This is a genomic window from Pararoseomonas sp. SCSIO 73927 (assembly GCF_037040815.1).
Classification (GTDB): domain Bacteria; phylum Pseudomonadota; class Alphaproteobacteria; order Acetobacterales; family Acetobacteraceae; genus Roseomonas.
This window is the reverse complement of sequence record NZ_CP146232.1, coordinates 580,684-603,452: the sequence shown is the minus strand read 5'-3', so window position 1 is coordinate 603,452 and position 22,769 is coordinate 580,684. Positions and strand designations below refer to the sequence as shown.

At 70.0% G+C, this 22,769-nt stretch carries 22 protein-coding genes; 12 read left to right on the top strand and 10 right to left on the bottom strand.

The genetic code is table 11. From position 1 onward, the window contains the following. Window positions 1-22: 22 nt before the first annotated feature. Together VQH23_RS02910 and VQH23_RS02905 are read left to right on the top strand one after the other, a co-directional pair. Entirely contained in the window at window positions 23-1,339 is a 1,317-nt protein-coding gene (locus VQH23_RS02910) for an MFS transporter (protein WP_338664118.1), read from the top strand. A 9-nt stretch (window positions 1,340-1,348) separates the two neighbouring features. Further along, window positions 1,349-2,599, top strand: coding sequence for an SLC13 family permease (locus VQH23_RS02905; protein ID WP_338664117.1), 1,251 nt, complete (start codon window positions 1,349-1,351; stop codon window positions 2,597-2,599). A gap of 333 nt (window positions 2,600-2,932) precedes the next feature. On the opposite strand, the gene VQH23_RS02900 is transcribed toward VQH23_RS02905, so the two are convergent. After that, complete coding sequence (locus VQH23_RS02900) at window positions 2,933-4,156, bottom strand: AAA family ATPase (protein ID WP_338664116.1); 1,224 nt, start codon at window positions 4,154-4,156, stop codon at window positions 2,933-2,935. A 287-nt stretch (window positions 4,157-4,443) separates the two neighbouring features. Between VQH23_RS02900 and VQH23_RS02895 the strand changes: the two genes are divergently transcribed. Then, window positions 4,444-4,755 carry a hypothetical protein gene (locus tag VQH23_RS02895; protein WP_338664115.1) on the top strand — a complete coding sequence of 104 codons (312 nt, stop codon included), beginning with the start codon at window positions 4,444-4,446 and terminating at the stop codon, window positions 4,753-4,755. Between the two features lie 100 nt (window positions 4,756-4,855). Here VQH23_RS02895 and VQH23_RS02890 read toward each other — a convergent pair whose 3' ends face one another. Next, a complete protein-coding gene (locus VQH23_RS02890; RefSeq protein WP_338664114.1) occupies window positions 4,856-5,323 on the bottom strand; it encodes a hypothetical protein in 468 nt (155 codons plus the stop codon). Window positions 5,324-5,474: 151 nt separating this feature from the next. On the opposite strand from VQH23_RS02890, the gene VQH23_RS02885 reads away from it, so the two are divergent. Beyond that, window positions 5,475-5,804 (top strand): hypothetical protein, encoded by a 330-nt coding sequence (locus tag VQH23_RS02885; RefSeq protein WP_338664113.1) that lies wholly within the window; start codon window positions 5,475-5,477, stop codon window positions 5,802-5,804. Between the two features lie 74 nt (window positions 5,805-5,878). Here VQH23_RS02885 and VQH23_RS02880 read toward each other — a convergent pair whose 3' ends face one another. From VQH23_RS02880 to VQH23_RS02865, 4 genes are all read right to left on the bottom strand, one after another. Then, window positions 5,879-6,142, bottom strand: coding sequence for a hypothetical protein (locus VQH23_RS02880; RefSeq protein WP_338664112.1), 264 nt, complete (start codon window positions 6,140-6,142; stop codon window positions 5,879-5,881). Window positions 6,143-6,325: 183 nt separating this feature from the next. Further along, complete coding sequence (locus VQH23_RS02875; protein WP_338664111.1) at window positions 6,326-6,784, bottom strand: hypothetical protein; 459 nt, start codon at window positions 6,782-6,784, stop codon at window positions 6,326-6,328. A 348-nt stretch (window positions 6,785-7,132) separates the two neighbouring features. After that, complete coding sequence (locus VQH23_RS02870) at window positions 7,133-7,696, bottom strand: tyrosine-type recombinase/integrase (protein WP_338664110.1); 564 nt, start codon at window positions 7,694-7,696, stop codon at window positions 7,133-7,135. 105 nt (window positions 7,697-7,801) lie between these two features. Continuing rightward, on the bottom strand, window positions 7,802-8,233 hold the full coding sequence (locus tag VQH23_RS02865; RefSeq protein ID WP_338664109.1) for an Arm DNA-binding domain-containing protein: 432 nt from the start codon (window positions 8,231-8,233) through the stop codon (window positions 7,802-7,804). Window positions 8,234-8,881: 648 nt separating this feature from the next. Here VQH23_RS02865 and VQH23_RS02860 point away from each other — a divergent pair. Beyond that, window positions 8,882-9,661: an alpha/beta hydrolase gene (locus VQH23_RS02860; RefSeq protein WP_338664108.1), complete on the top strand. Its 780-nt coding sequence runs from the start codon at window positions 8,882-8,884 to the stop codon at window positions 9,659-9,661. Window positions 9,662-9,742: 81 nt separating this feature from the next. On the opposite strand, the gene VQH23_RS02855 is transcribed toward VQH23_RS02860, so the two are convergent. The 3 genes from VQH23_RS02855 to VQH23_RS02845 form a co-directional block, all read right to left on the bottom strand. Continuing rightward, window positions 9,743-10,435, bottom strand: a complete 693-nt coding sequence (locus tag VQH23_RS02855) for a response regulator transcription factor (protein WP_338664107.1) — start codon at window positions 10,433-10,435, stop codon at window positions 9,743-9,745. Between the two features lie 221 nt (window positions 10,436-10,656). Beyond that, window positions 10,657-12,273 (bottom strand): GMC family oxidoreductase N-terminal domain-containing protein, encoded by a 1,617-nt coding sequence (locus VQH23_RS02850; RefSeq protein ID WP_338664106.1) that lies wholly within the window; start codon window positions 12,271-12,273, stop codon window positions 10,657-10,659. 379 nt (window positions 12,274-12,652) lie between these two features. Continuing rightward, a complete protein-coding gene (locus VQH23_RS02845) occupies window positions 12,653-13,249 on the bottom strand; it encodes an alpha/beta hydrolase (RefSeq protein ID WP_338664105.1) in 597 nt (198 codons plus the stop codon). 351 nt (window positions 13,250-13,600) lie between these two features. Between VQH23_RS02845 and VQH23_RS02840 the strand changes: the two genes are divergently transcribed. From VQH23_RS02840 to VQH23_RS02825, 4 genes are all read left to right on the top strand, one after another. Beyond that, window positions 13,601-13,879: a DUF1127 domain-containing protein gene (locus VQH23_RS02840; protein ID WP_338664104.1), complete on the top strand. Its 279-nt coding sequence runs from the start codon at window positions 13,601-13,603 to the stop codon at window positions 13,877-13,879. A gap of 389 nt (window positions 13,880-14,268) precedes the next feature. Continuing rightward, window positions 14,269-14,979, top strand: a complete 711-nt coding sequence (locus tag VQH23_RS02835) for a response regulator (RefSeq protein WP_338664103.1) — start codon at window positions 14,269-14,271, stop codon at window positions 14,977-14,979. Next, window positions 14,979-15,968, top strand: a complete 990-nt coding sequence (locus VQH23_RS02830) for a cytochrome c peroxidase (RefSeq protein ID WP_338664102.1) — start codon at window positions 14,979-14,981, stop codon at window positions 15,966-15,968. The genes VQH23_RS02835 and VQH23_RS02830 overlap by 1 nt, the downstream gene beginning before the upstream one ends. A gap of 20 nt (window positions 15,969-15,988) precedes the next feature. Continuing rightward, window positions 15,989-18,358, top strand: coding sequence for a two-component system VirA-like sensor kinase (locus VQH23_RS02825; protein ID WP_338664101.1), 2,370 nt, complete (start codon window positions 15,989-15,991; stop codon window positions 18,356-18,358). A gap of 155 nt (window positions 18,359-18,513) precedes the next feature. Here the strand turns inward: VQH23_RS02825 and VQH23_RS02820 are convergent, their stop codons facing one another. Beyond that, the gene (locus VQH23_RS02820) at window positions 18,514-18,984 is read right to left on the bottom strand and encodes a MarR family transcriptional regulator (RefSeq protein ID WP_338664100.1); all 471 of its coding nucleotides are present in this window, start codon (window positions 18,982-18,984) and stop codon (window positions 18,514-18,516) included. 129 nt (window positions 18,985-19,113) lie between these two features. Between VQH23_RS02820 and VQH23_RS02815 the strand changes: the two genes are divergently transcribed. From VQH23_RS02815 to VQH23_RS02805, 3 genes are all read left to right on the top strand, one after another. Then, the gene (locus tag VQH23_RS02815) at window positions 19,114-20,331 is read left to right on the top strand and encodes a benzoate/H(+) symporter BenE family transporter (RefSeq protein WP_338664099.1); all 1,218 of its coding nucleotides are present in this window, start codon (window positions 19,114-19,116) and stop codon (window positions 20,329-20,331) included. Window positions 20,332-20,465: 134 nt separating this feature from the next. Next, the gene (locus VQH23_RS02810; protein WP_338664098.1) at window positions 20,466-20,858 is read left to right on the top strand and encodes a winged helix-turn-helix transcriptional regulator; all 393 of its coding nucleotides are present in this window, start codon (window positions 20,466-20,468) and stop codon (window positions 20,856-20,858) included. 636 nt (window positions 20,859-21,494) lie between these two features. Then, on the top strand, window positions 21,495-22,709 hold the full coding sequence (locus tag VQH23_RS02805; RefSeq protein WP_338664097.1) for a cytochrome P450: 1,215 nt from the start codon (window positions 21,495-21,497) through the stop codon (window positions 22,707-22,709). The last annotated feature ends 60 nt before the right edge of the window (window positions 22,710-22,769 follow it).

The window sequence follows — 22,769 nt, the reverse complement described above, 5'->3', positions numbered from 1 at the left end:
CGCGCAATCCAGAGATCCTTCCATGCTCCCTGCCTCAGCGCCGTCCCAGACCATCGCCGAGGAGCCTCCGGCGCGCGTCACCCGGGGCCTGGACGCCCTCAACTTCCTACTGGCCGACGTTCGGGACGGGCTCGGGCCCTACCTCGCCATCTACCTTCTCGCGGTGCGCGGGCCGGAGCAGGGGTGGAACGAGGCGACGATCGGGCTCGTCATCAGCATCGCCGCGATTGCGGGGCTCGTCGCGCAGACCCCGGCCGGCGCGCTGATCGACCGCACCCGGCACAAGCGCGCGGTCGTCATCGCGGCGGCCCTAGCCGTAACGCTGAGCTGCGTGGTGCTGCCCTTCATCTCCGGCTTCTACACGGTGGCGGCCACGCAGTCCCTCGCCGGCATCGCGGGGGCGGTCTTCCCGCCGGCCCTGGCCGCGATCACGCTCGGGGTGGTCGGGCCGAAGGCCTTCTCCCGCCGCATCGGGCGGAACGAGGCCTTCAACCACGGCGGCAACGCGGCCTCAGCCGCCCTGGCCGCAGTGACGGCCTACGCCTTTGGGCCGGTGGTGGTGTTCTGGATCATGGCCGGGCTGGCCGTGGCGAGCATCGGGGCGATGCTGCTAATCCCCGCCCGGGCCATCAACGACGACGTGGCGCGGGGGCTGGATGAGGAAGGCGGCGGGGGTGACCGGCATGAGGAGCCATCGGCCTGGAAGGCCCTCCTCACCTGCCGGCCGCTGCTGATCTTCGCGGGGCTGATGGCCACCTTCCACCTGGCAAACGCGGCGATGCTGCCGACGGTGGGGCAGAAGCTCACGCTGGTGGTGGGCAAGGATTACGCGACCTCCCTGATCGCCGCCTGCATCGTGGCGGCGCAGTGCGTGATGGTGCCGGTCGCGATGCTGGTGGGCGCGCGGGCGGATCGCTGGGGGCGCAAGCCGATCTTCCTGGCGGCCTTTGGCGTGCTGGCCCTGCGCGGACTGCTCTACCCGCTCTCCGACCATCCTGCCTGGCTGCTGGGGGTCCAGATGCTGGACGGGGTGGGGGCCGGGATCTTCGGCGCGCTCTTCCCCGTGGTGGTGGCGGACCTGACGCGCGGGACGGGGCGGTTCAACATCAGCCAGGGCGCGGTGGCCACGGCGCAGGGCCTCGGCGCCGCGCTGAGCGCGAGCCTCGCCGGAGGCGTGATCGTCTGGGCCGGGTACTCGCCCGCCTTTCTCGTGCTGGGCGCGATCGCGGCGGCCGGGTTCCTCGGCTACCTCATCCTGATGCCGGAGACGCTTCCGGGCCAGGCCGGGGCCGGTGGATCGAGGCCGCCCACGGGTGCGGCGCTCCAGCCCTCAGCTTAGGCCGCAGCTATGTCCGGAACAGAGGGGCCCGCGCTCGCGGTCTGGCTGATCGCCGGGCTGGCCACGGCGGGTGTCATCCTGCGCCCCTTCCGCTGGCCCGAGGCGATCTGGGCCGTGGCAGGCGCGGCGGTGCTGGTGCTGACCGGCTTACTGTCGGCCGGGGCGGCCTGGCGCGGCGTGTTGCGGGGCACCGACGTTTACCTCTTCCTGCTGGGGATGATGCTGCTGGCGGAGGTGGCGCGCCGGGAAGGGCTGTTCGATTGGCTGGCAGTCTTCGCCGTGCGGGCCGCAGCTGGTTCGGGCACGCGCCTGCTGGCCGTGGTATACGGCGTGGGCATCCTGACCACGGGCTTCCTGAGCAACGATGCGACGGCGGTGGTCCTGACGCCCGCCGTGCTGGTCGCGGCGCGTGCGGCGCGCGCGAACCCGATGCCGCATCTCTACGCCTGCGCCCTCATGGCCAACGCCGCGTCCTTCCTGCTGCCGATCTCGAACCCGGCGAACCTCGTCGTGTTCGGCGAGCACATGCCGCCGCTCGGGGCATGGCTGCTGCGCTTCACCCTGCCCTCGGCCGCGGCGATCGCCGCGACCTTTCTGGCCCTGTGGCTGACCCAGCGGAATATCCTGGCCGCGCCCATTGCCCTGATGGTCCCGCCGGTCCAGCTACCGCGGAGTGGCTTGGTGGCGGGGATGGGGACCGGCGCGACGGTCGTGGTGATGCTTGGCGCCTCGGCCATTGGGGCCGATCTGGGCTGGCCGACCTTCCTGGCCGGAACCGGAACGGCGCTGGCCGTGGCCTTGGCCACGCGCCAGGGGATTGGGCCGCTTTTCGGCGGGCTCTCATGGGGAGTCCTGCCGCTGGTGGCCGGGCTCTTCGTCCTCGTCCAGGCGCTGGAGGCCACGGGCGCGGTGCGGATGCTGGCCGGACTGGTCCGGGATGGTGGCGCCGGCACGGCGCTGGCGGCCGGGGCGGCCGTCGCCTTCGGGACCAACGTCACGAACAACCTGCCGGCCGGGCTCCTGGCGGGGGCGGTCGTCCAGGCGGCAGGCGCGGGCGGGCTGCTGCCGGGCGCGGTCCTGATCGGGATCGACCTCGGGCCGAACCTTTCGGTCACCGGATCCCTGGCCACCATCCTGTGGATGTCGGCCATCCGGCGCGAAGGCTTGGCGGTCACCGACTGGCAGTTCCTCCGCCTGGGCGCGCTGGTCATGCCGCCGGCCCTGCTGCTCGCGCTGGGGGCGCTCGCGCTGCAGCCGTGATCGAGGTGGAATTCGGACGATTGCTTCCGACAGCGTCGGAACGCTGCGAAGATACCTGCCGTGGGCGCGAACTGCCTGTACTGGCCTCAAGTGCGCAGCCGCTCTAATCCTGATGGCTCATCAGATATGCCGGAGTTGTGGGTTGGCAGGTTCATAAGCCAGCAAACCCGACGATTGTGACAGGTATTCCTGCTCTACCCATTGCGCACGCCGATGGAGGATTATCGTGTCTAGGTTCCCGTTCAGGAGTGCTGGTTACCTCCGCTCTTGCTGGTCTGCCTGGTGGGTGCTTCCGCTCTACCGAGGGCGGATTGTCTGGATCGGACTTCCCTCCTACCGCTTTGGCCAGGTCCAGGGCGGCGGGTCCAAGTCGGGCGCGGTGGTTTCGCCGAGCTCCTTGTTCAGGCGCACCGCGGTGACCTCGCCCTCGCCCTGCAGGGCGTCGATCAGCGCCTCGTTGTGGCTGACCACCACGACCTGGCATCGGCGCGAGGCCCCCGCGAGGAGCCGCGCGAGGGGCGGCATCAGCGAGGGATGTAGGCTGGCCTCCGGCTCGTTCAGCACCATCAGTTCCGGCGGTCGCGGCGACAGCAGGGCGGCCACGAGCAGGAGGTAGCGCAGCGTGCCGTCGGAGAGCTCGGCCGGGCCCAGGGGGCGCAGCAGTCCGTGCTGGTGGAGGAGAAGGCCGCCGCGATCGCCCGGCCCGGCCTCCAGCCGCGCGCCGGGGAAGGCGTGCTCCACCGCCTCCTCCAGCGCCGCCCTGTCGCCGATCGCGGCGATGGTGGCGAGGGCGGCCGCGAGGTCGGCGCCGTCGCCGCCGAGCACCGGGGTGTAGGTCGGCACCTGCGGACGTCGCGCCGGCGCCTCCGGGTCGGTCCGCAGCGCGTCGTAGAAGCGCCAGTTCCGCAGGCGCTCGCGCGCCGCGAGAAGCTCCGCGCCGTCCGTCGGGTCGGCGCAGTGGGTGACCATGGAGTCGAAGGAGGACAGGTCCAGGGCCATGTCGCGCCATGTACCTTCCCGCGAGCGGCGCAGCCGCACATGCGGGCCTCGGCGCTCGGCGAAGACGTTGACGCGGCCGGGCAGCTCGCCTGTCCACATCGCCTCCAGCTTGATCGCGGGATCGAGCGGGAAGGGATGGAGCGGCACCGGCAGGCCCAGCTCGATGGAGTAACCGTACTCGTCGCCGGAGAAGCCGAGGCGGAGGCTGACCGGCCCCTTGCGGACCGTGCCCTGGACGGGGTAGAGCCCCGCGCGTACGCTTCGGCCGATCTCCTCGGGCCCGGCCCAGAGTGTCGAGGACAGCCCGCCCTCCGCGGCGAGCGCGGCGACAAGGCGGCCCTGCGCCGCCTCGGCCAGGAGGCGGAGCGAGCGGTAGAGACTCGTCTTGCCGCTGCCGTTCGCGCCCGTGACGACCGTCAGCGATCCTAGTGGCACGACGAGGTCACGGAGCGAGCGATAGCCGGAGACGGCAAGCGTGTTGATCAGCTTCAGCTTCCCTTTCAGCTGCAGGGACGACGATACCGCGAGATCAGCAATCCGAGGGAGCCCGCCTCTCACCAGCCACGCAGGCGCCAGCGTGGATGAGGGCGAGAACTTCTTGTGCCCCCCAGTAGCTCACATTAGTCCCACCAAACACGCAATGGCGTGGTCTGGCCGGGAGCGGCACTTCCGCTTCTGGGCAGGGTATTTGGGAAAGCTGCCGTTTGAAGAGGCGCCTTCCTGGCTGCCCTCGACCCTTCTCGAACCTTCAGTGTCCGAATAAAGGGATCACCATGAAAGGCAACGAGGTCCGGACAGCTGCCCGGGAAGGTCGCACGGCGCGACGGCTCTTCTCCGCTGCCCTCATGTCCGACACCAAGTGGCGGAAGCTGATTCGGCTCGTGCAGGACGGCCATCCCGATCTGCGCGAGGTGGTGGTCAAGTTCATCGATGTCGCCGAACCGCGGCGCTTGTGCTTCCCGTTCTGGCTCCACCCACCCCGCCCCTACGTCGATACCTACGATGCCGGGCCGTTCGCCTTGCGTGCCATTGAGTGGATGGAGTTCCCTCTCGATCTCACAGATCTCCTTCGCATGGCGGGCCGGTTCCCGCTGGAAGTCCAGGACGGGCGATCGACGATCACAGCCTATGCCTGTCCTGTTCGGAATGTCCGCTGACCACCCCCTCCCCGGCGCTTGCTGACGGCGGGGGGACCAGTGTCTTGCCCTGCCCGGAGTGGTTCCAAAGCCAGCCCAGGCGGCCGATCAGATCAGGCTGTCAGACGATCCTGAAGAGGTCGCCGGAGTCGAAATCCATACGGACGGCACCAGGGCCTGCGCTCTCAGACATTCCTGCGATGGCCGTGATCGCGGCATCCAGCCCATCCGAGGCGACGCTCTGGGCTCGGGCGAAGGTCAGGATCGAGACCTCCGGTGGCCCGAATTCGAACAGGAGGAGCAGGATCCGGGCAAACAGCCCGGGATCGGGGGTCGCGTAGGCGTCCGGCCCTGTCCGTCGGACGACCTTCCACAAGTTCTCCGTGTCCCTCGCGATCTTGTCCAGCGCCCCCTCGAGATGACGGGACAGGGCGGGATGTCCGATCGCGGCGTATAGCCTGGGCTCGTGGACGTCCTGCATGCGCACGTCCAGTTCGGCGACAATCCGGCCGGCCAGCCGCACCCGTTGCGTGGCGTCGAAGTTCTCCTCCCAGGACCATCCGGGCATACCCCGCTCCGCCATCCTCACCCACCACCCCGCCTCGCGCCGATCCGCATGATAGACAGCCGTTGATCGCCGCGCCTGACCTCACCCCACGATGCGGCTGCCCCGGGCCGAGGAGGCTAGGGCCGCCCCGGACCCATGACAGACTTTCGCGTCCTGCTGTATGCTCCCTTCCATGGCTTCGACTCGACACCTGTCGCAGGAGGAGTTCGATGCTTGCTTCGTTGCTCCCATGCGGGACGTGACCTCCACTGCCGATCCCCTGGTAGACATCTGGCCATACGTCGATGGCCTCGATCTGGACACTCTGGGCGTGCCGAGCGTCAACGACGTCCACTACGTCTACCGCGATGCCCTTGACCGGTTCGATCAGGTCCTGATCGGTACAGGACGCTTCAACACCCTTTTGGTGGTCGTGGTCGATCGCGAGCTGAAAGCGGTTCACGGCCACTGCCTGCTGGAGCTGGACAAGATTGGCATCCGACACGTACCCGATGTCGGCTGACCCCTCCCTCCGGCGCTAGCGGCTACGGCCAAGGCGCTACCGTGGCAGACGACCCGAAGCAGAGGTCCAGCAGCTCACCGTCGCGGAAGCGCGGTGATCAAATCGGATGCGAGAGTGCGATCCTCCTCGGGTGCGGCTTGGACGGCCGCACGCACCATCAACGCCGTCGAGGTGTCGTTTCGTGCTGCCTCTAGCACTGCGCGCCCAACCGCAGCCTGTCTTGATCGCAGGGATGGCTGAGAAGATTGATAGGTGCGGCCGGGCTGAAAGAGGAGATAGAACATCGTCAGCAGGAGGACCACGACGAGGAGGAGGGCGCAGAGGATCGCGAGCTTCATGCCCAATCCTATCACGAGTGGGCGTATCCACCGGCGTCCGCAAGGCGAGGCAAACTCCGCGGGATGCTGGAGTTCCACAAGCCACCTCACCCGGCGCTACTCTACTGGCGGAGGCAGCCGCGGCAGGCGACCCAAAGCGGTCATCAGGGTTCGAACGCCCGATTGGCATTCCGCCCTCGCTGGTCAGAGCAAGATGGGACCAGACGTCCGCCCACGTCTCAGAATTTCCGCTGCCAGTCTAGCAACCGGCAGTTCCTCCTGGGGGTGAAAGATCATGTCGCTTACGGGGAGGTGCGGGAAGCTGTTCTCAAGAACGCCGAGGTAAAAGTGCGTCTCCGGCTCCCCTCCACCGATGAAGTTCAGGCATTCCTCGATCTCTTGCTCCGTCAGGTCGGGCACCGCCGGGGGGCGTCCCAGGGCGGCCAACTCCGCGAACTCCCGGGGGCTCGTCCAGCCGTGGAGTTCAATGAAGGTGTTCCGGGTGTAGCCGGGCATGCCGGCCTCCGCGTCGATCTGCACGATGAGCGCATCGCAGTCCCGCCCAGCCTCGAGGTCATCGACGATCCGGTGGACCAAGCGTTCCAGCTCCGCAATCCGCTCCAATGGCGGAGAGGGCATCAGGGCCTCGATCCGTCCTTTCATGCAGCCTCCTGCAACAGTGTGCGAACCATCATCACGCCCGCCGTCCAACGCAGCCAACGGGAGATCCAAGCCTCCAGGAATGACCGCTGTCCACCCCCGGCGGCTATACGTTGCCTGGATGGCAATATTCGCTTACCGGTGGGCGGGATCGCCACGCGAGCTGCCGAGATGGGCGCAAAGCCGACCTGATCAGATGGACCGTCGCCCCTGGTGCACGGCCATTGCGGCGCGCGGCACCGCGCCTGAATGACTGGCGCCTGGCGGGGGAGAGCCGACCTTCGCGGCGGGACTGAGTCCGATGGCGCCTCGGGATAGCCGGGTAGGGGCGGCCGTGCTGGCTCGCCCTTACTAGTCCGGCTTCGTCTCGTTCTCCTCACCCGTCATCTGCCTCCGGACCTCGGCCGCGACGCGGTCGGCGGCGGCAAGTACCTCGTCGAGGTGGTGGATGTAGCGGCCCGTGACGGTGCCGGATGCGTGTCCGAGGAGGACGCCGATGGTGGCGTCGCTGTAGTTCAGGTCGGAGGCGGTGGAGGAGAAGCTGTGCCGCAGGGTGTGGAGCGTGACCTCGGCGCCGAGCCCGGCCCTCCTGGCGATCGGCGCCCAGGCCCCGGGCAGGCCGCCGTAGGGCGGGTCCGGCCGGCACCCGGGGAAGACGTATGCCTTGGCGCCCGCCTCGCCCCGGGCCGGGAGCGCGTCCAGCGCCGCCCGCCCGAGCGGCCGGACCGAGACCCCCTCCGACACCGCGAAGGACAGGATGCCCCCGAGCAGACCAACCGTCCGCGCCGCCGCCCCCTTGCCGCCCTCCACGATCGATTTGCCCCGCCGGCGCTCCGTCTTCTCCACCAGCGCCGTCTTGCCACCCGTCACGTCCCGAATGAAGCGGTTCACGTCCGCCAGCGTCAGGTCCGCCACCCTTGGGCTCCCGAGCAGGGGGAGGATGTGGCAGTTGATCCGGCTCCGGTCCGTGACCAACGTGCTGGCCTTCTTCGGCTTGCCGCCCTTCCCTAGGATGACGCCCTACTCGGCCGCCGCGAGATAGCGATCGCAGAGCTCCCTCACCGTCAGCGAGGCCCGCCGGGTCGCGCGCTCCTCCGCGGGGTCGCCGCCCTTGGCGACTTGGCCCAGGAGCTTCATCGCCTCCTTCCGGGCCTCGTCCGCCGTGAGCCGACCGTGAAAGCCGATGTTCGCCCGCCGGCTGCGCCCGGCCGAGCGGTACTGGACGAGGTACCCACGCCGGCCGGAGGGGTAGATCCGAACGCCGAAGCCCGGCAGCTCGTCACACCATATGAAGTACTCGGACGCACGGACCTCCGCCGTCTCGCCCGCCCGCTTCGTGAGCCTCGCTACCTGACCGCTCCGATCTCGCCCCTGGTCAGACGTCGGGCTGCCGGAAGCACCACGGAAGCAGCCGGAAGCAAACTGCAGCCATCTCGCGGAATCAGCAGCCAATATAAGACTAGGGATTTTCGATTATAGCAGCATTGTTTCCCACTCGAGCGACGAACGGCGACGTGCAGAAAGTAGCTTACGACTGCCCTCCGAAGGCAAAGGTCGTACGTTCGAATCGTATCGGGTCCGTTAGTTCTTCCATGTTTCTGGGTTGTTTCGCTGAAGGCTGGGTCAGATACCAGGGGCTGGCAGCGCTCACCCCTAAAGGGCAGCTATTTGAAGCTGCACGCCGAGCCGGACCTGCGCTGCCTTAGCTGCGGCTGTTCCGTTCTAATCTCATCCCGGCGTTCATGAACCAGGCTGCCAGAACGGCGCCCTGTGCCAGCAATCCCATTAGTAAGTTGGATCGACGCGTCCGGCGCGAACGCGTCAGAGGTACAGATCCGCCTCGCTCAACTTCCATCCTACCCCGCGCTGCCTGCGCTCCTACTTCGCATAATACACACGAGCCAGACCTGATCCGAATACTCGGCTGCATTTGAAATATTACGTGGACTTCTCTTTGACGGAGCACCAGACGGTCGGCATTGCCTTGCGAGCACGAAGTCGTCTTCGCGCGCTCCTGTGCTGCAAAGGACCCTGTACTTGCTCCCGACGCATGGAATCGAGACAACCCGCTCAGTCCTTACGACGCACGGAAGACTGGTCGTGGAGGACAGCGGAGGGGGCGGCAGGCCGCTGCTGCTGATCCACGGAAATTCGTCATGCCGCCAGGTCTTCGCTCGCCAGTTCCAGAGCGACCTGGCCGCACGATACCGCCTCATCGCCTTCGACCTGCCCGGACACGGCGCGTCCGACGACGCTCCTGACCCGTTCCGGACCTACTCGCTGCCGGGCCTCGCTGATTGCGCGGTCGAGATTTTGGAGCGCCTGCAAATCAGCGAAGCCGTCGTGCTCGGGTGGTCACTGGGCGGCCACGTCGCCATCGAGATGCTTTCCCGCTTCAAGGGCATGAAGGGCCTGATCCTCACCGGCACGCCTCCCATCCGACGCGGCGGCTTTGCGGAAGGCTTCGTCTCCGCGCCGGCCGACGGGTTCGCGGGGCGCCGACACCTGTCGGAAGCGGAGGTGGAGACATTCGCCGGGCTGATGTTCGGGACGCCGGTCGAGCCATTCCTGCGCGAGGCCATCAGCCGGGCGGACGGCCGCTGTCGCCAGGGCCTCTTCGAGGCCGCGCGGGCGGGGCTGGGCGTCGATCAACGGCTTGCGGTCGAGGGCAGCGCCCTGCCGATCGCTGTCATCAACGGAGAGGCGGATCCCCTGATCCGGCTCGCCTACCTGGACGGCGTTGCCTACGCCAACCTGTGGGATGGACGGTGTCATCGCCTGGACGGGGCAGGCCATGCGGCGTTCTGGCATGCGGCCGGCGCCTTTAACCCTCTCCTGAGCCGATTTCTTGCTGAACTGGAGCGCGGACGGCAGGTCTGAGCGGCGGGGCATCCTGAGATGGCGTGAGATCGAAGCGCCGCTCTTTCCAGCCCGGCGACGGTCGGGCCGGCGCAGAGGCGTTCAGAAGAGGATCTCCACCGAGGCGTCCAGGACATAGCCCGCGCCACGCCTGGTCCGGATCAGCTTCGGCGCGGAGGGATCAACCTCGATCCTGTGCCGCAGCCTCCTGACCTGCGCGTCAATCGTGCGGTCGTGCACGTCCTCATGCGCCCGGGTTGCCCGGATGAGCCGTGCACGGGAGAGCGGCCGGCCGGGCGCCTCGAGAAGCGCGCTCAACAACGCGTACTCCGCCATCGTCGTCTTCACGATCCGGCCCGCCGGATCCTTCAGCGTTCTGCTGCGAAGGTCGAGCTCCCACCCTTCGAAACGATAGCCGCCCCGGAAGGCGGGTGAGACGGATCGCCGGCCGATCTCCTGCCTTCGCAACGTCGCGCGGATGCGCGCCAGCAACTCGCGCGGGTTCAGCCGACCGCAGAGCACGTCGTCGGCGCCGAGCTCGATGTAGAGGATCCTCTCCGCCTCGGTGCAGCCCTCACTCACGACCAGGATGACGGGAACCGCCGACCGCGCCCTGATCTGCCGCAGGACGGCGATCCCGTCACCGGGCGTGAAGCGCAGCTTCGCAACCACCAGGCTGAACGTGTCCCGCTTCAGGTGACGTGCCAGATCCGCGTGGCCGACGCCGACGGCGGCGCATTGCCGGTCAGCCAGATAGCGGATGGAACCGGCGCGGGCCTCGGCATCGTCGTCCACGACCAGAACGCGCCTGGGATCGACGGAGGACGGGCTGACCATCTCCGACCAGCACGGCTCCGTCCTTGCGAGATGGTGCATTGAGCTCTGAACCTTCATCCCGGGGGAGGGGCGCGGGAAGCCGGAAGTCGCGATGCGGCCGTTGGCGATGCGGAGTGCGTCCCGTCGTCGCGACGCCTCCGTCGGGACCCGGCCGGTTCCGGGTCCCGAGGTGAGGGCGGCTAGAGGCCATGCGCCTGCCGCACCATCTCGGCGGCCCGCTCGCCGATGATGGCGCAGGGCGCCTGGGTGTTCCCGGTCGTCACGCGCGGCATGATCGAGGCGTCCGCCACCCGCAGGCCGTCCACGCCATAGACCCTGAGCGTGGCGTCCACGACCGACATCCCGTCCCGGCCCATCTTCGCCGTGCAGCTCTGGTGCCAGTAGGTGACAGCCGCGTCTCGAGCGTAGAGGTCGAGCGCCTCGTCCTCCAGCTCGCCCGGCATGACCTCCCCCCGCACGAAGGGGCGGAAGGCGCGTGCGTTGCCCAGGGCGCGGCAGAGCTCGATGCAGGCCCTGGCCGTCGTCACATCCGCCGGGTCGGACAGGAAGTTGGCGTCCACGACGGGGGCGGCCAGCGGGTCCGCGCTCCGCAGGCGCAGGCGGCCGCGGCTGGTGGGATGCGCGAGCCCCGCGAACATCGTCCATCCATGCACCGGCACGCCGCGCGCCGCCGTCCTCTCGCTCGGGACGGGAAACTCGACCTGGCAGAACAGCAGGTCCGGCGCGTCGAGATCGGGCCGGCTCTTCCAGTACATCGTGGCCTCGCTGCCGCTGTTCCTCGGGGCGATCGGCTCCTCGTACTCCCAGGTGCAGCCGAAGGAGACATGGTCCTGGAAGTTCCTTCCGACGCCGGGCAGGTGCTGCAGCACGGGAATCCCGAAGCGCTCCAGCTCCGCCCGATCGCCGATGCCGGACAGCATCAGCACCTTCGGCGTCTGGATCGCGCCCAGCGACAGCACGACCTCCGATCCGGCGCCGACCACCGTGACCTCTCCGCCGTGCAGGATCTCCACGCCGCTGGCCCGCCTGCCGTCGAACACGACGCGGCGTACCTGCGCACCGGTCAGCACGGTGAGGTTCGGCCGGTCCAGCCAGGGATGCAGATAGGCGCGGTACAGGGAGTTGCGCCGGCCGTTGCGGACCAGCATGTCGCTGATGGCCGCGCCACCGTCGCTCTCCATCATGCGGCCGTTCGGGCTCTCGAAGGAGGGGACCCCGATCTCGGCCGCGGCGTCCAGCATCGCGAGCGCGATCGGGCTCGGGTCGGATGCGGGCTGCACCCAGACCGGCCCGCCCGTTCCGCGGAACTGCGGGTCCGGTGCCCCCTGCCAGTCCTCGATGCGGCGGTAGATGCCGAGGACGTTCTCGTAGCCCCAGGCCGGATCACCGGCCTCCGCCGCGAAGAAATCCCAGTCGCTGCGGTGCCCCCGCGACCACACCATCACGTTGACGCTCGAGCCGCCGCCGAGGCCCTTGCCCATCGACAGCGACAGCGCGCGCCCGTTCAGGTGAGGGTTCGGCTCTGCCTGGAAGCCCCAATCGCGCTCGGTTCCGAGGTTGGTGGGCCACAGGGCGGGGTTCATGACGCAATCGGCCTCGTCGCTGCCGCCCGCCTCGAGCAGCAGCACCTGCGCTTCAGGGTTCTCCGCCAGGCGCCTTGCCACCACCGAGCCGGAGGACCCGGCCCCGCAGACGACGAAGTCGTAGTGGGGCCGCAGCCCGGCCGTGAGCCGCGCCTGGTTGTCGCGCGCCCGGCGGGAGAAGTCCTCGTCCTCGGTGATAGCGGCGTTGTTCATCGTCTTGATCTCCGTTCTGCGTTGATTGGCGGTGTTGGATCGGGGGGACACGACGAGGCGCACGCGCGTGAGATCACGCGGCGCCTGCGCTCGGGAGGACCGCTGAGATCCCGCCTGGGTGCGGCGGGGAGGCGCCTATCCGCGGACGGCTCGCCCGCGGCCGCCCTGTGCCGTCTTGCCCAAGTCAGCGCCTGTTGTGGGCGGCTTGCTCGATGACGCGGGCAACGGTGCTGGCCTGTGTCATGAAGAGGGCGTGGCTGGCCCTGACCTCGGTGGTGCTGGCGCCGATGCGCTGCGCCATGTGGCGGAGCATGCGATGGTCGAAGGCCTTGTCCTCGGTGGCGATGACGGCCCAGCTGGGGCGGGTGCGCCAGGCGGCCTACGTGAGCTTGGTAGAGAAGGCGGCCATGGCGATGGGAACCTGGGCGTCGCGCATGAAGGCGGCGTCGGCGTCGCTGGCATCGGCGGCGAAGCCGGGCTTGAAGTTCTCCGGCCGGATGAAGCCGAAGCCGTCGGGCTGGACGTCGATGACGAACTCGGGCGGCGTGGTGAAGCCGTTGTACTGCTGTGCGGTGGTCTCGCCGGCATCGGGCGATAGGGCGGACACGTAGACGAGGCCGGCGACCTTGGGGTGGTTGCCCGCTTCGGTGATCACGGTGCCGCCCCAGCTGTGGCCGACGAGAATGGTCGGCCCGTCCTGGCGGTCGAGGACGCGCCGGGTGGCGGCGACGTCGTCGGCCAGCGAGGTGAGGGGGTTCTGGACGATGCTGACGCGGTATCCGCGTGCGGTGAGCTGGTCGTGCACGCCGCGCCACCCGGAGCCGTCGGCGAAGGCCCCGTGGACGAGAACGACGTTGCGGACGGGCTGGGAAGACTGGGCCTGGGAAGGCTGGGCTTGGGAGGGCTGTCCCTGGACGGAGGCGGCGGCGATGGTTGCGACGGCGGCGGCGGCAAGGTCACGACGGGTCGGGTTCATGATTGGCTCCTTTTTGCAATTGCAGTAAGGTTTACCGCAATAAATAACACTTAGGACCGGTACTCCAGCCTGTCTAGCTTAACATTATCACGATATTGTTTTCGAGGGTCTGGGATCCGTTGCAAGGGTTCCACCGCGACATCCAGACATCGCGGGGCACTGCTGCGCGGTGACGATCCGCACGAGGTGACGAGAGCTGAGGAACCCACCCGTTGGTGATCGCCCGACGAACAACGCGCCCAACATATCTGGCAGCTGCAGCAAGGAAAGGGCGTACCGCGCAGCTGTTGCAGCCGTAACCGGAAAGGCGGCATCGGACATCCGGCCGTGAGGCGGCAAGGCGATACCTGCTTGATCGCTGTCTCGCTCTTCACAGGGAATCTGCTCATGTCGATTCGGAATCACCGGCCGCGGGACGCCGCCACAGGCCGGCGCTCTCCCGTCGCGGTTGATCGGCCTGTCTCGCGGCTGCTGCGCATTGCCGAAGGAGTTGGCCACTCGCTGGCGCGCTGGAACGAGCGGCGCAACGCGGAGGCGGAACTCGCCTCCATGAGCGACCGCATGCTCGCCGATATCGGCATGGCGCGATGCGAAGTGACCCGCGCCGTGCGCCGAGGCCGGGGCGAGTGACAGCCGAGCGTGCGACCCCGCCACCACGGGACGCGACATCGGGAGCCTCTCGGGGCGGCCGGAGATGCGCTGGACGACATGCCGCGACACGGGGCTCTGCACGCCGGCGCGACCATCCCGCCCACCGCCAGTATTTGGTCTGTCTATGACAATTGCAGCCATGGAACGGGCATCCTGCAACAGGGCGGTAATACGGCCCCTGTAAGCGGCGCCCTCCGTCTGGCCTCCGGTGCCGGCTTTGCGTCTCGCGGGGCGCCGCCCCGTTGTAACGAGGGAGACGAGGTCGGTCCGGGCTATTTCCCAGGGCCCGCGGCAGGGACGGAACAGCGTGACCGGGAGCCAAGCCGATGTTGCAGATATCCGGAAGTCAGCTCGCTGATCCCGGAGCCGTGTCCTGGTTCCAGAGGATCCTCGTGGTGGATGACGACCCCGACATGCGCCGCATGATCGTGGAGTTCCTGTGCAGCAATGGCCTGCGCGCAACGGGCACGGTCGAGCGGCCGGCGCTGGAACGCGAGCTCGCGCGCGACGACCTGGCGCTGGTGGTGCTGGACCTCAGGCTCGGTGCGCGGAGCGGCCTCGACCTCCTGCGCGAGATCCGCGCGGGCTCCGACCTTCCCGTGATCATCGTGACGGGCGAGCGGCGGGACGAGGTGGACCGCGTGATCGGCCTGGAACTCGGGGCCGACGACTACATCACCAAGCCCTTCAGCCCGCGTGAGCTGCTCGCGCGCATCCGGGCGGTGTTGCGCCGCCAGGCGGTGCAACCGAAGCCGCGCCGCGAGGCCTTGCGGCACCGCTTCGAGGGCTGGGCGCTGGACCGCCGCCTGCGGCGGCTGACCGCACCCGACGGCACCGAGGCGCGCCTCACCAAGGGGGAGTTCGCCCTGCTCTGCGCCTTTCTCGATGCGCCCGGCCGGCCTCTCTCGCGCGAGCACCTGTTGCAGGCGACCCGCATGCATGAGGACGTGTTCGACCGGAGCATCGACGTGCAGGTGCTACGGCTGCGGCGCAAGCTCGACGCCGGCCGCCCGGTGAGCATGATCCGCACCGAGCGAGGCGTCGGCTACGTCTTCGACGTGCCCGTCGAGCGCGTGTAGTGCGGCACTGGGTCGGGGCGGGCGCCACCGCCTGGACACTGGCCGGATCGCTCCTCGCGGCCTCGCTGCTCGCCGGCGCCGCACTCCTTCCCGGCCCGACCGGGGTGGGGGATATGCTGCCGCGCACCGCTCCCGCGCCGGCACAAGGCGAGCACCCGATCGGTCTCCTGCCGATGGCGCCAATGGTCGATGAGCGCCGGCGTGCCCTCGGCGAGCGGCTCTTCACCGATCCCCGCCTGTCCGGCGACGGCTCGCGCTCCTGCGCCTCCTGCCACGACCTGCGGACCAACGGAGCGACCGCGAACCGGCGCGACCTCGGCCTCGACGGGCAGGACCTGCCTCTGAACACCGCCACCGTCTTCAACGCCGCGCTCAGCTTCCGCCTGGGCTGGGAAGGGGACGTGCGCAGCCTGGAGGCGCATACCGAAGCCCTGCTGCAGAACCCCGCCATCATGGGCGCGAACCTCGACGTCGTCCTGCGCCGTCTCGCCGCCGATCCGCCCGTCGCTAGCGCGTTCCGGAGCGCTTACGGCCGCCCCGCGGACAAGGAGGCGCTGCTCGATGCGCTTGTCAGCTTCCAGCGCGGCCTGGTCACGCCGGGCAGCCGCTTCGACAGGTGGATGGCCGGCGAGACCTCGGCGATCACGCCGGAGGAGCGGGCGGGCTACGACCTCTTCCGGCGCATCGGCTGCGCGGCCTGCCACCAGGGCGCGAATATCGGCGGCAACCTCTTCCAGAGGCACGGGATCTTCCACGCGCTGGCCGCGCCCGAGCCGCGGATCCTGCGGGTGCCCAGCCTGCGCAACGTCGCCGTGACGGCGCCCTACTTCCATGACGGCGGCGCGGCCACGCTCGGGGAAGCGGTGCGCGGCATGGGCCTGGCCCAGCTCAACCTGGTTCTCGACAACGGCCAAGTCGCGTCCATCGTCGCCTTCCTTCATACTCTGACGGGTGAGTACCGCGGCGCCCCGCTCACTGCGCCGCCATGAGGGCCGGCATCCCTTCCGGGGTGGCAGCCGCGCTGCTCCTCCTCACCTGGCTCCTCCTGCGCGGCTTCGGCGTCGACACCCGCCCGTTCGACGCGGCGCTGGAGCGGCTGGACGAGATCGAGCTGGCGGAGAGAACGATCGGGCGCGACCTCCTCTCCGCGCGCGCGGGGCTGCTGCGCGACTACGATCCGCTGGTCCGGGCCGAACGCCGGGTTGAGCGGGCGATCGCGCAGCTGCGCGGCCTCGTGGCACCGGAGCAGGTGGAGCGGCTCGAGGCCTGGCGCGCGGGGCAGGAGACGCTGGTCGAGGCCATCAAGAGCTCCAACGCGCTGCTGCAGAACTCGCTGGCGCAGTTCGGGCGCCTGACGATCCAGCTCACCGCCGCGCCTGATGGCGGTGGGTCCCTGGCTGAGGCGGGCCGGCTGGGGGCGGCGGTGCTGCAGCTGACGCTCGACACCTCGGCGCCGGCGGTGGAGGAGGTGAAGCGCGGCCTGGCGGAGGTGCACCGGCACGCCCCGCCGGAGCGGGAAGGCGAGCCGGTCGCGGCACTGCTGGCGCATGGCTGGCTGCTGCACGAGCTGCTGCCGCAGGTGGACGAGCTTCTGCGCGCGCTCCAGGCCAGCACGAGCGGCCCGGCCAGGGAGGCGATCGTCGCCGCGGTGCAGCTCCGGCGCGCGGCCGCCGAAGCCGCGGCGCGGCACTACCGCCTGCTGCTCTACGCCAGCGCGGTGCTGCTGCTCGCCGGCGCGCTGCTGCTCGGCATCCGCCTGCGCGCCCGATCCCTGGCGGCAAGGCGCCACGCGGCCTTCGAGCACATGCTGGCCCGCCTCTCGGCGCAGTTGATCGGCACCAGGCCGGGCGAGGCGCACGCCGTCCTCGACCGGGCGCTGGAGGAGATCGCCCGCCGCCTCGGCGCCCAGCGCGCTTACCTCCTGATCGCGGACCAGCGCGGACAGCCGCATCTCTGGGCCGCCGACCGCGCCGCGCCGCCGCATGGCTGGGCCGAGGCCGTGCTGGAACTGGCCGGCCGCCACCTGCCTTCAGCGGAGGGAACGCTCCGCCTGGGTCCCGGGCATCCCGGCCTTCGGGACGTGCCCGGCGGGCTGCACGCCTGGTTGGCCGCGGTGCGCCGGACGGAAGACAGAGTCGTGGCCCTGCTCGGCTGTGATCTGACGCGCCGCGGCCGCGTGCCGTCCCGGCAGGAGCTCGCCTCGCTCGGCCTCGCGCTCGACGCGGTGCTCAACCTCGTCACCCGGAGTGGCCTGGAGGCGGAGCGGGCCCGCCTGGCCGCACGGCAGGCCCAGTCCCGGCAGATGGAGATGCTCGGCGCCTTCGCCAGCGGCATCGCGCACAACATCAACAACATCATCGGCGCCATTCTCGGCTTTGCCGAGATGGCGCAGGCGGACCCCTCGGCCGCGCGCATCGCCGACATCCGGCGCGCCGCGGAGCGGGCCCGCGACCTGGCCTCCGACATCCTCGCCTTCGGCGGGCCGCAGCCGAGGCCGCAGGGCGAGGTGGAGGTCTGCGCGCTGCTGGCGGAGACGGAGGCGCTGCTGCGCGCCATGCTCCCGCCCCATCTGCACTTGGCCTTCGGGCCGCCCCCGGCCGGAGCCATGGTGCGTGGCGACGCGACGCGGCTGCAGCAGGTCATCCTGAACCTCTGCCGCAACGCCGCGCAGGCGATGGCCGGCGCGGGCGAGGTTGCGCTGGAGATGGAGTTGCGCACCCTGCGCGCGAGGCGCTCGCTCCGGCTCGGCGAGCTACGGCCCGACCACTACATCCTCATCCACGTGCGCGACACCGGGCCGGGCATGGACGCGACGACGCTCGGCCGCATCTTCGAGCCGTTCTTCACCACCCGGCAGGGAGGGCACGGCCTGGGCCTCGCGACCGTGCAGGAGATCGTGCTGGCACATGGCGGCGCGATGGAGGTGTGGAGCAGCCCGGGGCAGGGAAGCCGATTCGAGGTGTGGCTGCCGCGCGCGACCGCGGTGGAGGCCGCACGATGCGAGGTCCCGAGGGGCGGTGGGGAGGTCGTTCTGCTGCTGCACGACGACGACCACCTGCCGTACGAGGAGGAGCTGCTCGCGGCACTCGGCTACGAGCCGCAGGGCTTCACCGGGGTCGCAGCGGCACTCGCCGCGCTCCGCGCCGACCCCGGCCGGTTCGACGCGGCGCTGCTGCCGCGAGGGAGCCCGGAACTCGCCAGGGCAGTGCGCCGGGCCGCGCCGGCGCTGCCGGTCCTTCTCGCGTCGCCAGCGCCGGGGGCGGGCTCCGGCCGTATCGACTGGCCGCTGGCGGCGGAGGAGCTCGCATCCGCCCTGCGGAAGCGCCTGCCGCGGCCGGGCGTACGGCCGGAGGTGGTGCCGGGGCCGATCAGCGGATGAGGAGGCGCGAAGGCGAGGGGCCGGCGCTGGAGCAGCACGAGCAGTGCCGAACCGGAGGAAGCCCAGGCCTTCGCACAGGCCCGCGGTACCGCCCTTGCCGGCGCGCTCGCGACCTCTGCTCCCATGCCCCCGTCCGGCCGGGTGGGACCTGCGCTCTAGGACGGCGCGACACTCCACTCATCCCCGGTGCTGTAGATCGTGTCACGGAGGTCCCTGAGGTCGTGGTTCAGCTTGCCCAGCTGTGCGGGCGACTTCCCGGAGACCTCCAGGAGCGCCTCCGCGAGGCACCCGGCCCGGGCTCTCAGGGCCCGGCCCTGGGGGGTGAGGCCGACGACGACCTGCCGTTCATTCTCCGGGTTCCGGGTCCGGCGCACGAGCCCTGCGGACTCCAGGCGCTTGAGAAGGGGCGTCAGGGTGCTCGATTCCAGCGCCAGCCGGTCCGCGATCCCGCCGACCGTCTGGCCGTCCTCCCGCCACAGGACGTTGAGCACGAGGTACTGCGGGTAGGTCAGGCCTAGCTTGTCGAGCAGGGGCTTGTAGACGCGCTGGATGGCCATGCCGGCCGAGTAGATGGCGTAGCAGAGTTGATCGTCCAGGGGCACGGGCCCCTTCGGGGAGTTCGTCATGGCAGGCTCCTTTGTCCTCATATGGGCCTTCCGTGCCCGCAAACAATATCGTGATAATTGTCTCCTGGGAAGGCCGGTTCCACCGGTAGGGGTATCGTCGCGCTCGCGATGGGCGGCCGAGGAGATTTCATGCTGCGCAGCCTTCCCCCCATCCCGGCATGGTCCTCGGCGCTGATCGCGGCCCTTGTGGGATTTGGCGGCACCGTCGTGCTCGTCGTCCAGGCCATGCGGGTGCTGGGCGCTTCCACGGAGCAGACAGCCTCGGCCGTGACCGCCCTCTGCCTCGCCATTGCAACGGCCGGCGCGGTGCTGTCCTTCCGGTCGCGCATGCCGATCGTCCTGGCCTGGTCCACCCCCGGGGCGGCGCTGCTGGCGGCCTCGACACCGGGCCTGTCCTGGCCCGTCGCGGTCGGCGTGTTCCTATCGGCGGCGCTCATGATGATCGCGGTCGGCGCCGTGCCCGCGCTGGGGCGTTGGGCGGAGCGGATCCCGGCCACCATCGCCTCGGCCATGCTGGCCGGCGTGCTCCTGCCCTTCTGCCTGCAGCTCTTCAGGCTGGGGGCGACCCATCCGCTGCTGGTGGCCGCGCTCGTCGCCGTCTTCGTCGCGGCGCGCCGGCGCGTCCCGTTGCACGCCCTCCTGCTCGTGCTGGCGGCCGGCATGCTGATCGCGGTGCTGCGCGGCGACGTGGCGTCGCTTCCCCCGGGCGCGACGCTCGGCACCCTTCTGGCGACCGCGCCCGCCTTCGACGGGCAGGCGGTCCTCAGCCTCGGCCTGCCGCTCTTCCTGGTGACGCTCGCCTCGCAGAACCTGCCCGGGCTGGTGGTGCTGCGGGCCGCCGGCTACGCCCCGAAGCCCGGGCCGTTGCTGATGGGGACCGGCCTGGCCACGCTGCTGGCGGCGCCCTTCGGGGCCCACGGGGTCAACCTTGCCGCCATCACGGCGGCGATCTGCACGGGGCGGGACGCGCATCCCGACTCGGCGGCGCGATGGACCGTGGGCGTCCTCTACGCGGGGTTCTACCTGCTGCTGGCGGTCTTCTCGCCCGTGCTGGTGCGGTTCTTCCTGGCGCTGCCGCACGAGATCGTCGCGGTGCTCACGGGCCTGGCCCTCATCCCCGCGCTCACGGGCGCGATCGAGGCCATGGTGGCGCCGGGGGAGGACCGCGATCCGGCGATCCTCACCTTTCTCGCGACCAGTTCAGGTCTGTCGCTCTTTGGATTGGGGGCCGCGTTCTGGGGGCTGGTGGCCGGCTTCGCTGCACTGGCCGCTGGCGCCCTGCTGAAGCGGAGGTCGCCCGCGACAGCTGCGCCGGTGGGCGGGTCCGGGACTCGGACCACCCCATAGCCTGCCGGTGCCGGCCATCGTGGCGCTTGGCGGAATTTGAGTGGAACCAGCGGGCCTCGCCCCCTTCCTTCGGGCCATCGCCCTTCTTCGGGCATGGCGTTGCGCCGCCGGCGAGCCGTTTCTAGTCTGCGCGGATGGCGAGAGCGGACGGCACGGTAACCTACCCACCGCGGGACCGGGCGGTGTCCTACACCCCGGAAACCGCCGCCCAGGGCGTCCAGGGCGTGATCCGGGTGCTGGAGGGGCGCTGGAAGCTGGTGATCCTGTTCCAGCTCTTCGGCGGACAGGTGCGGCGCTTCTCCGATCTGGAGAGGGCCATTCCCGGCGTATCGCAGAAGATGCTGATCCAGCAGCTGCGTCAGCTCGAAGCCGACGGCGTCGTCGCGCGCATCGTCCACCATCAGGTGCCGCCGAAGGTGGAGTACTGCCTGACCGAGTGGGGACAGTCCCTGTGCCCGGCGCTGGACGCGCTGCTTGCCTGGGCGGAGGACGCACCTCCTGGGGTCCGCCCGCCCCCGTTGGGGTAGGACGGCCCGGCGGGACGCGCCGAGGCTGCCGAGAGAGGGAGGCGTTCAGCTCCGTCTGGCGGCCCTGTTCCGGCGGGCCGAGGAAACGGCTTCGGCCGGATCACCGGCCGGGAAGGGGGCTACGCTGTTCCACCCGGATCCGGCTGGTCCTCGCCGCATGTTCGATGGAAATGCAGAGCATATCCCATGCGCATTGGAAGGTTTGCCAACGCGGCGACACCTTCTGACAGCGGCTACGGCAGCCTTGCCACGCCGTGATGTCGAAGGAGATCTGCCCGTGGGCGAAGTGTCGATGCCCCTGACCCTCGTCACGGCCCTTATCGTCAGCGCGGCCCCGCTTGCCATCGCGGCGTGGCATCGCGCTCCGGATGCAGCGACGGCAAGCGTCCCCGGGACGGCGAACGGGCGTGCCGCGCCGAGAGGCGTCGGGGACCACCGCGCCGATCACGGCCTGAACAGCCGGGGATCGTAGGCCCGCTCGGGCGAGGGGCGACGGTCGGGGGCGCCTGCCATCTACCGCCCTCGCCTGGAGCGTCCAGCGGCGGCGACCGACGAACGCATCTCCTAAAATCGGATGGCACGAGACGGCATGGACCTTTGCTGTCGTGCCACCTCGCGCATGGATGTGAGAGCACGATGGACACGAACCAAGTCAGCCCGGTCGGGAGCATTCCCACCCTGTCGGTCCGCGAACTCGAGGCCGACCCCCACGGAGTGTTCGGCCGGTACCGCCCGGTAACGCCGGTCATCGCGCGCGAGGGGGGAGGCCTGATCGTGCTGCGCGCGGCCGATGTGGAAGGACTGATGGGTGACAGCCGCGTCCGGCAGACGGAGGTCGAGTTGCCGCGGCAGCGGGGCGTGGCGGACGGGGCGCTGTTCGACATCTTCCTCAACGGCATGGTGACCTCGAACGGTCCCGAGCATCGCCGCCGCCGTGCCCCGTTCACCAGGACCTTCGCCGCCTCGCTCGTCACGGCCCTTCGCCCGGTCATCAGGAGCGAGGCGGAGGCGCTGATCGACAGGTGGAGGGGTGAGCGAGGCGCGGACCTCGTGCCGGGTTTCGCGGCGCTCCTTCCGGCGCGGGTGATCAGCCGCATGCTCGGGCTCCCCGAGGGGGACATCCCGTACTTCACCCGTCTGGTGTACAGCGTCTCGCGCTTCCTGAGCTTCACCTTCCGGCCGGACGAGCTCGAGGGCATCAAGGACGACGCCCGCGCGCTCTACGAGTACGTGGCGGTCCTGGTGGCGGGTGGCCGGGGTGTCGGCCGGAACGATGTCCTGTCCGGCCTTCTCGCCGCCGCGGCGGAGAGGGGCGAGCTGACACCTGTCGAGGTCATCGTGCAGATCGTGACCCTGATCATCGGCGGGACGGACACGACCCGCGTCGCCATGGCGTCGCAGGTCTCGCTGCTGCTGCTGCACCGGGCCCAGTGGGACGCCCTGTGCGCCGAGCCGGGCCTGGTCCGCAGCGCGGTTGCCGAGGGGTTGCGGTACGAGCCGAGCGTCGCCTCCGTCGGCCGCGTGACGCTGGAGGAGGTCGTCCTCGGCGGCACGGTCATCCCGGCGGGCCAGTACCTCACGCTGTCCACGCTCTCGGCGCTCCGCGACGAGGCGGTCTACGACCGGCCCGATCTGTTCGACATGCACCGCGCCGACCAGCGCCGGCCGCACATGGTGTTCGGCGGCGGTCCCCATCGGTGCCTCGGCGAGGCGCTGGCCCGGGCCGAGCTGGAGGAGAGCCTCTCCGCGCTGACCTCACGACTGCCGGGGTTGCGCCTGGCTGGCCCACCGGCCCGGGTGCAGGGGCACATGGGCATCCGTCGCTTGGACCATCTGCCGGTCGTCTGGTAAGCGCCGGCGCCCCGCGCCCGCGCTGCCGGCCCACGCGCGATATCCTGTGCCGTGAGCGGG

Excerpts from the sequence above, each read along its gene's own strand:
- VQH23_RS02905 (WP_338664117.1), top strand. The coding sequence starts at position 1,349 with ATGTCCGGAACAGAGGGGCCCGCGCTCGCGGTCTGGCTGATCGCCGGG.
- VQH23_RS02875 (WP_338664111.1), bottom strand. The coding sequence starts at position 6,784 with ATGAAAGGACGGATCGAGGCCCTGATGCCCTCTCCGCCATTGGAGCGG.
- VQH23_RS02895 (WP_338664115.1), top strand. The coding sequence starts at position 4,444 with ATGTCCGACACCAAGTGGCGGAAGCTGATTCGGCTCGTGCAGGACGGC.
- VQH23_RS02910 (WP_338664118.1), top strand. The coding sequence starts at position 23 with ATGCTCCCTGCCTCAGCGCCGTCCCAGACCATCGCCGAGGAGCCTCCG.
- VQH23_RS02820 (WP_338664100.1), bottom strand. The coding sequence starts at position 18,984 with ATGACGAACTCCCCGAAGGGGCCCGTGCCCCTGGACGATCAACTCTGC.
- VQH23_RS02845 (WP_338664105.1), bottom strand. The coding sequence starts at position 13,249 with ATGAACCCGACCCGTCGTGACCTTGCCGCCGCCGCCGTCGCAACCATC.
- VQH23_RS02850 (WP_338664106.1), bottom strand. The coding sequence starts at position 12,273 with ATGAACAACGCCGCTATCACCGAGGACGAGGACTTCTCCCGCCGGGCG.
- VQH23_RS02885 (WP_338664113.1), top strand. The coding sequence starts at position 5,475 with ATGGCTTCGACTCGACACCTGTCGCAGGAGGAGTTCGATGCTTGCTTC.
- VQH23_RS02815 (WP_338664099.1), top strand. The coding sequence starts at position 19,114 with ATGCTGCGCAGCCTTCCCCCCATCCCGGCATGGTCCTCGGCGCTGATC.
- VQH23_RS02810 (WP_338664098.1), top strand. The coding sequence starts at position 20,466 with ATGGCGAGAGCGGACGGCACGGTAACCTACCCACCGCGGGACCGGGCG.
- VQH23_RS02880 (WP_338664112.1), bottom strand. The coding sequence starts at position 6,142 with ATGAAGCTCGCGATCCTCTGCGCCCTCCTCCTCGTCGTGGTCCTCCTG.
- VQH23_RS02805 (WP_338664097.1), top strand. The coding sequence starts at position 21,495 with ATGGACACGAACCAAGTCAGCCCGGTCGGGAGCATTCCCACCCTGTCG.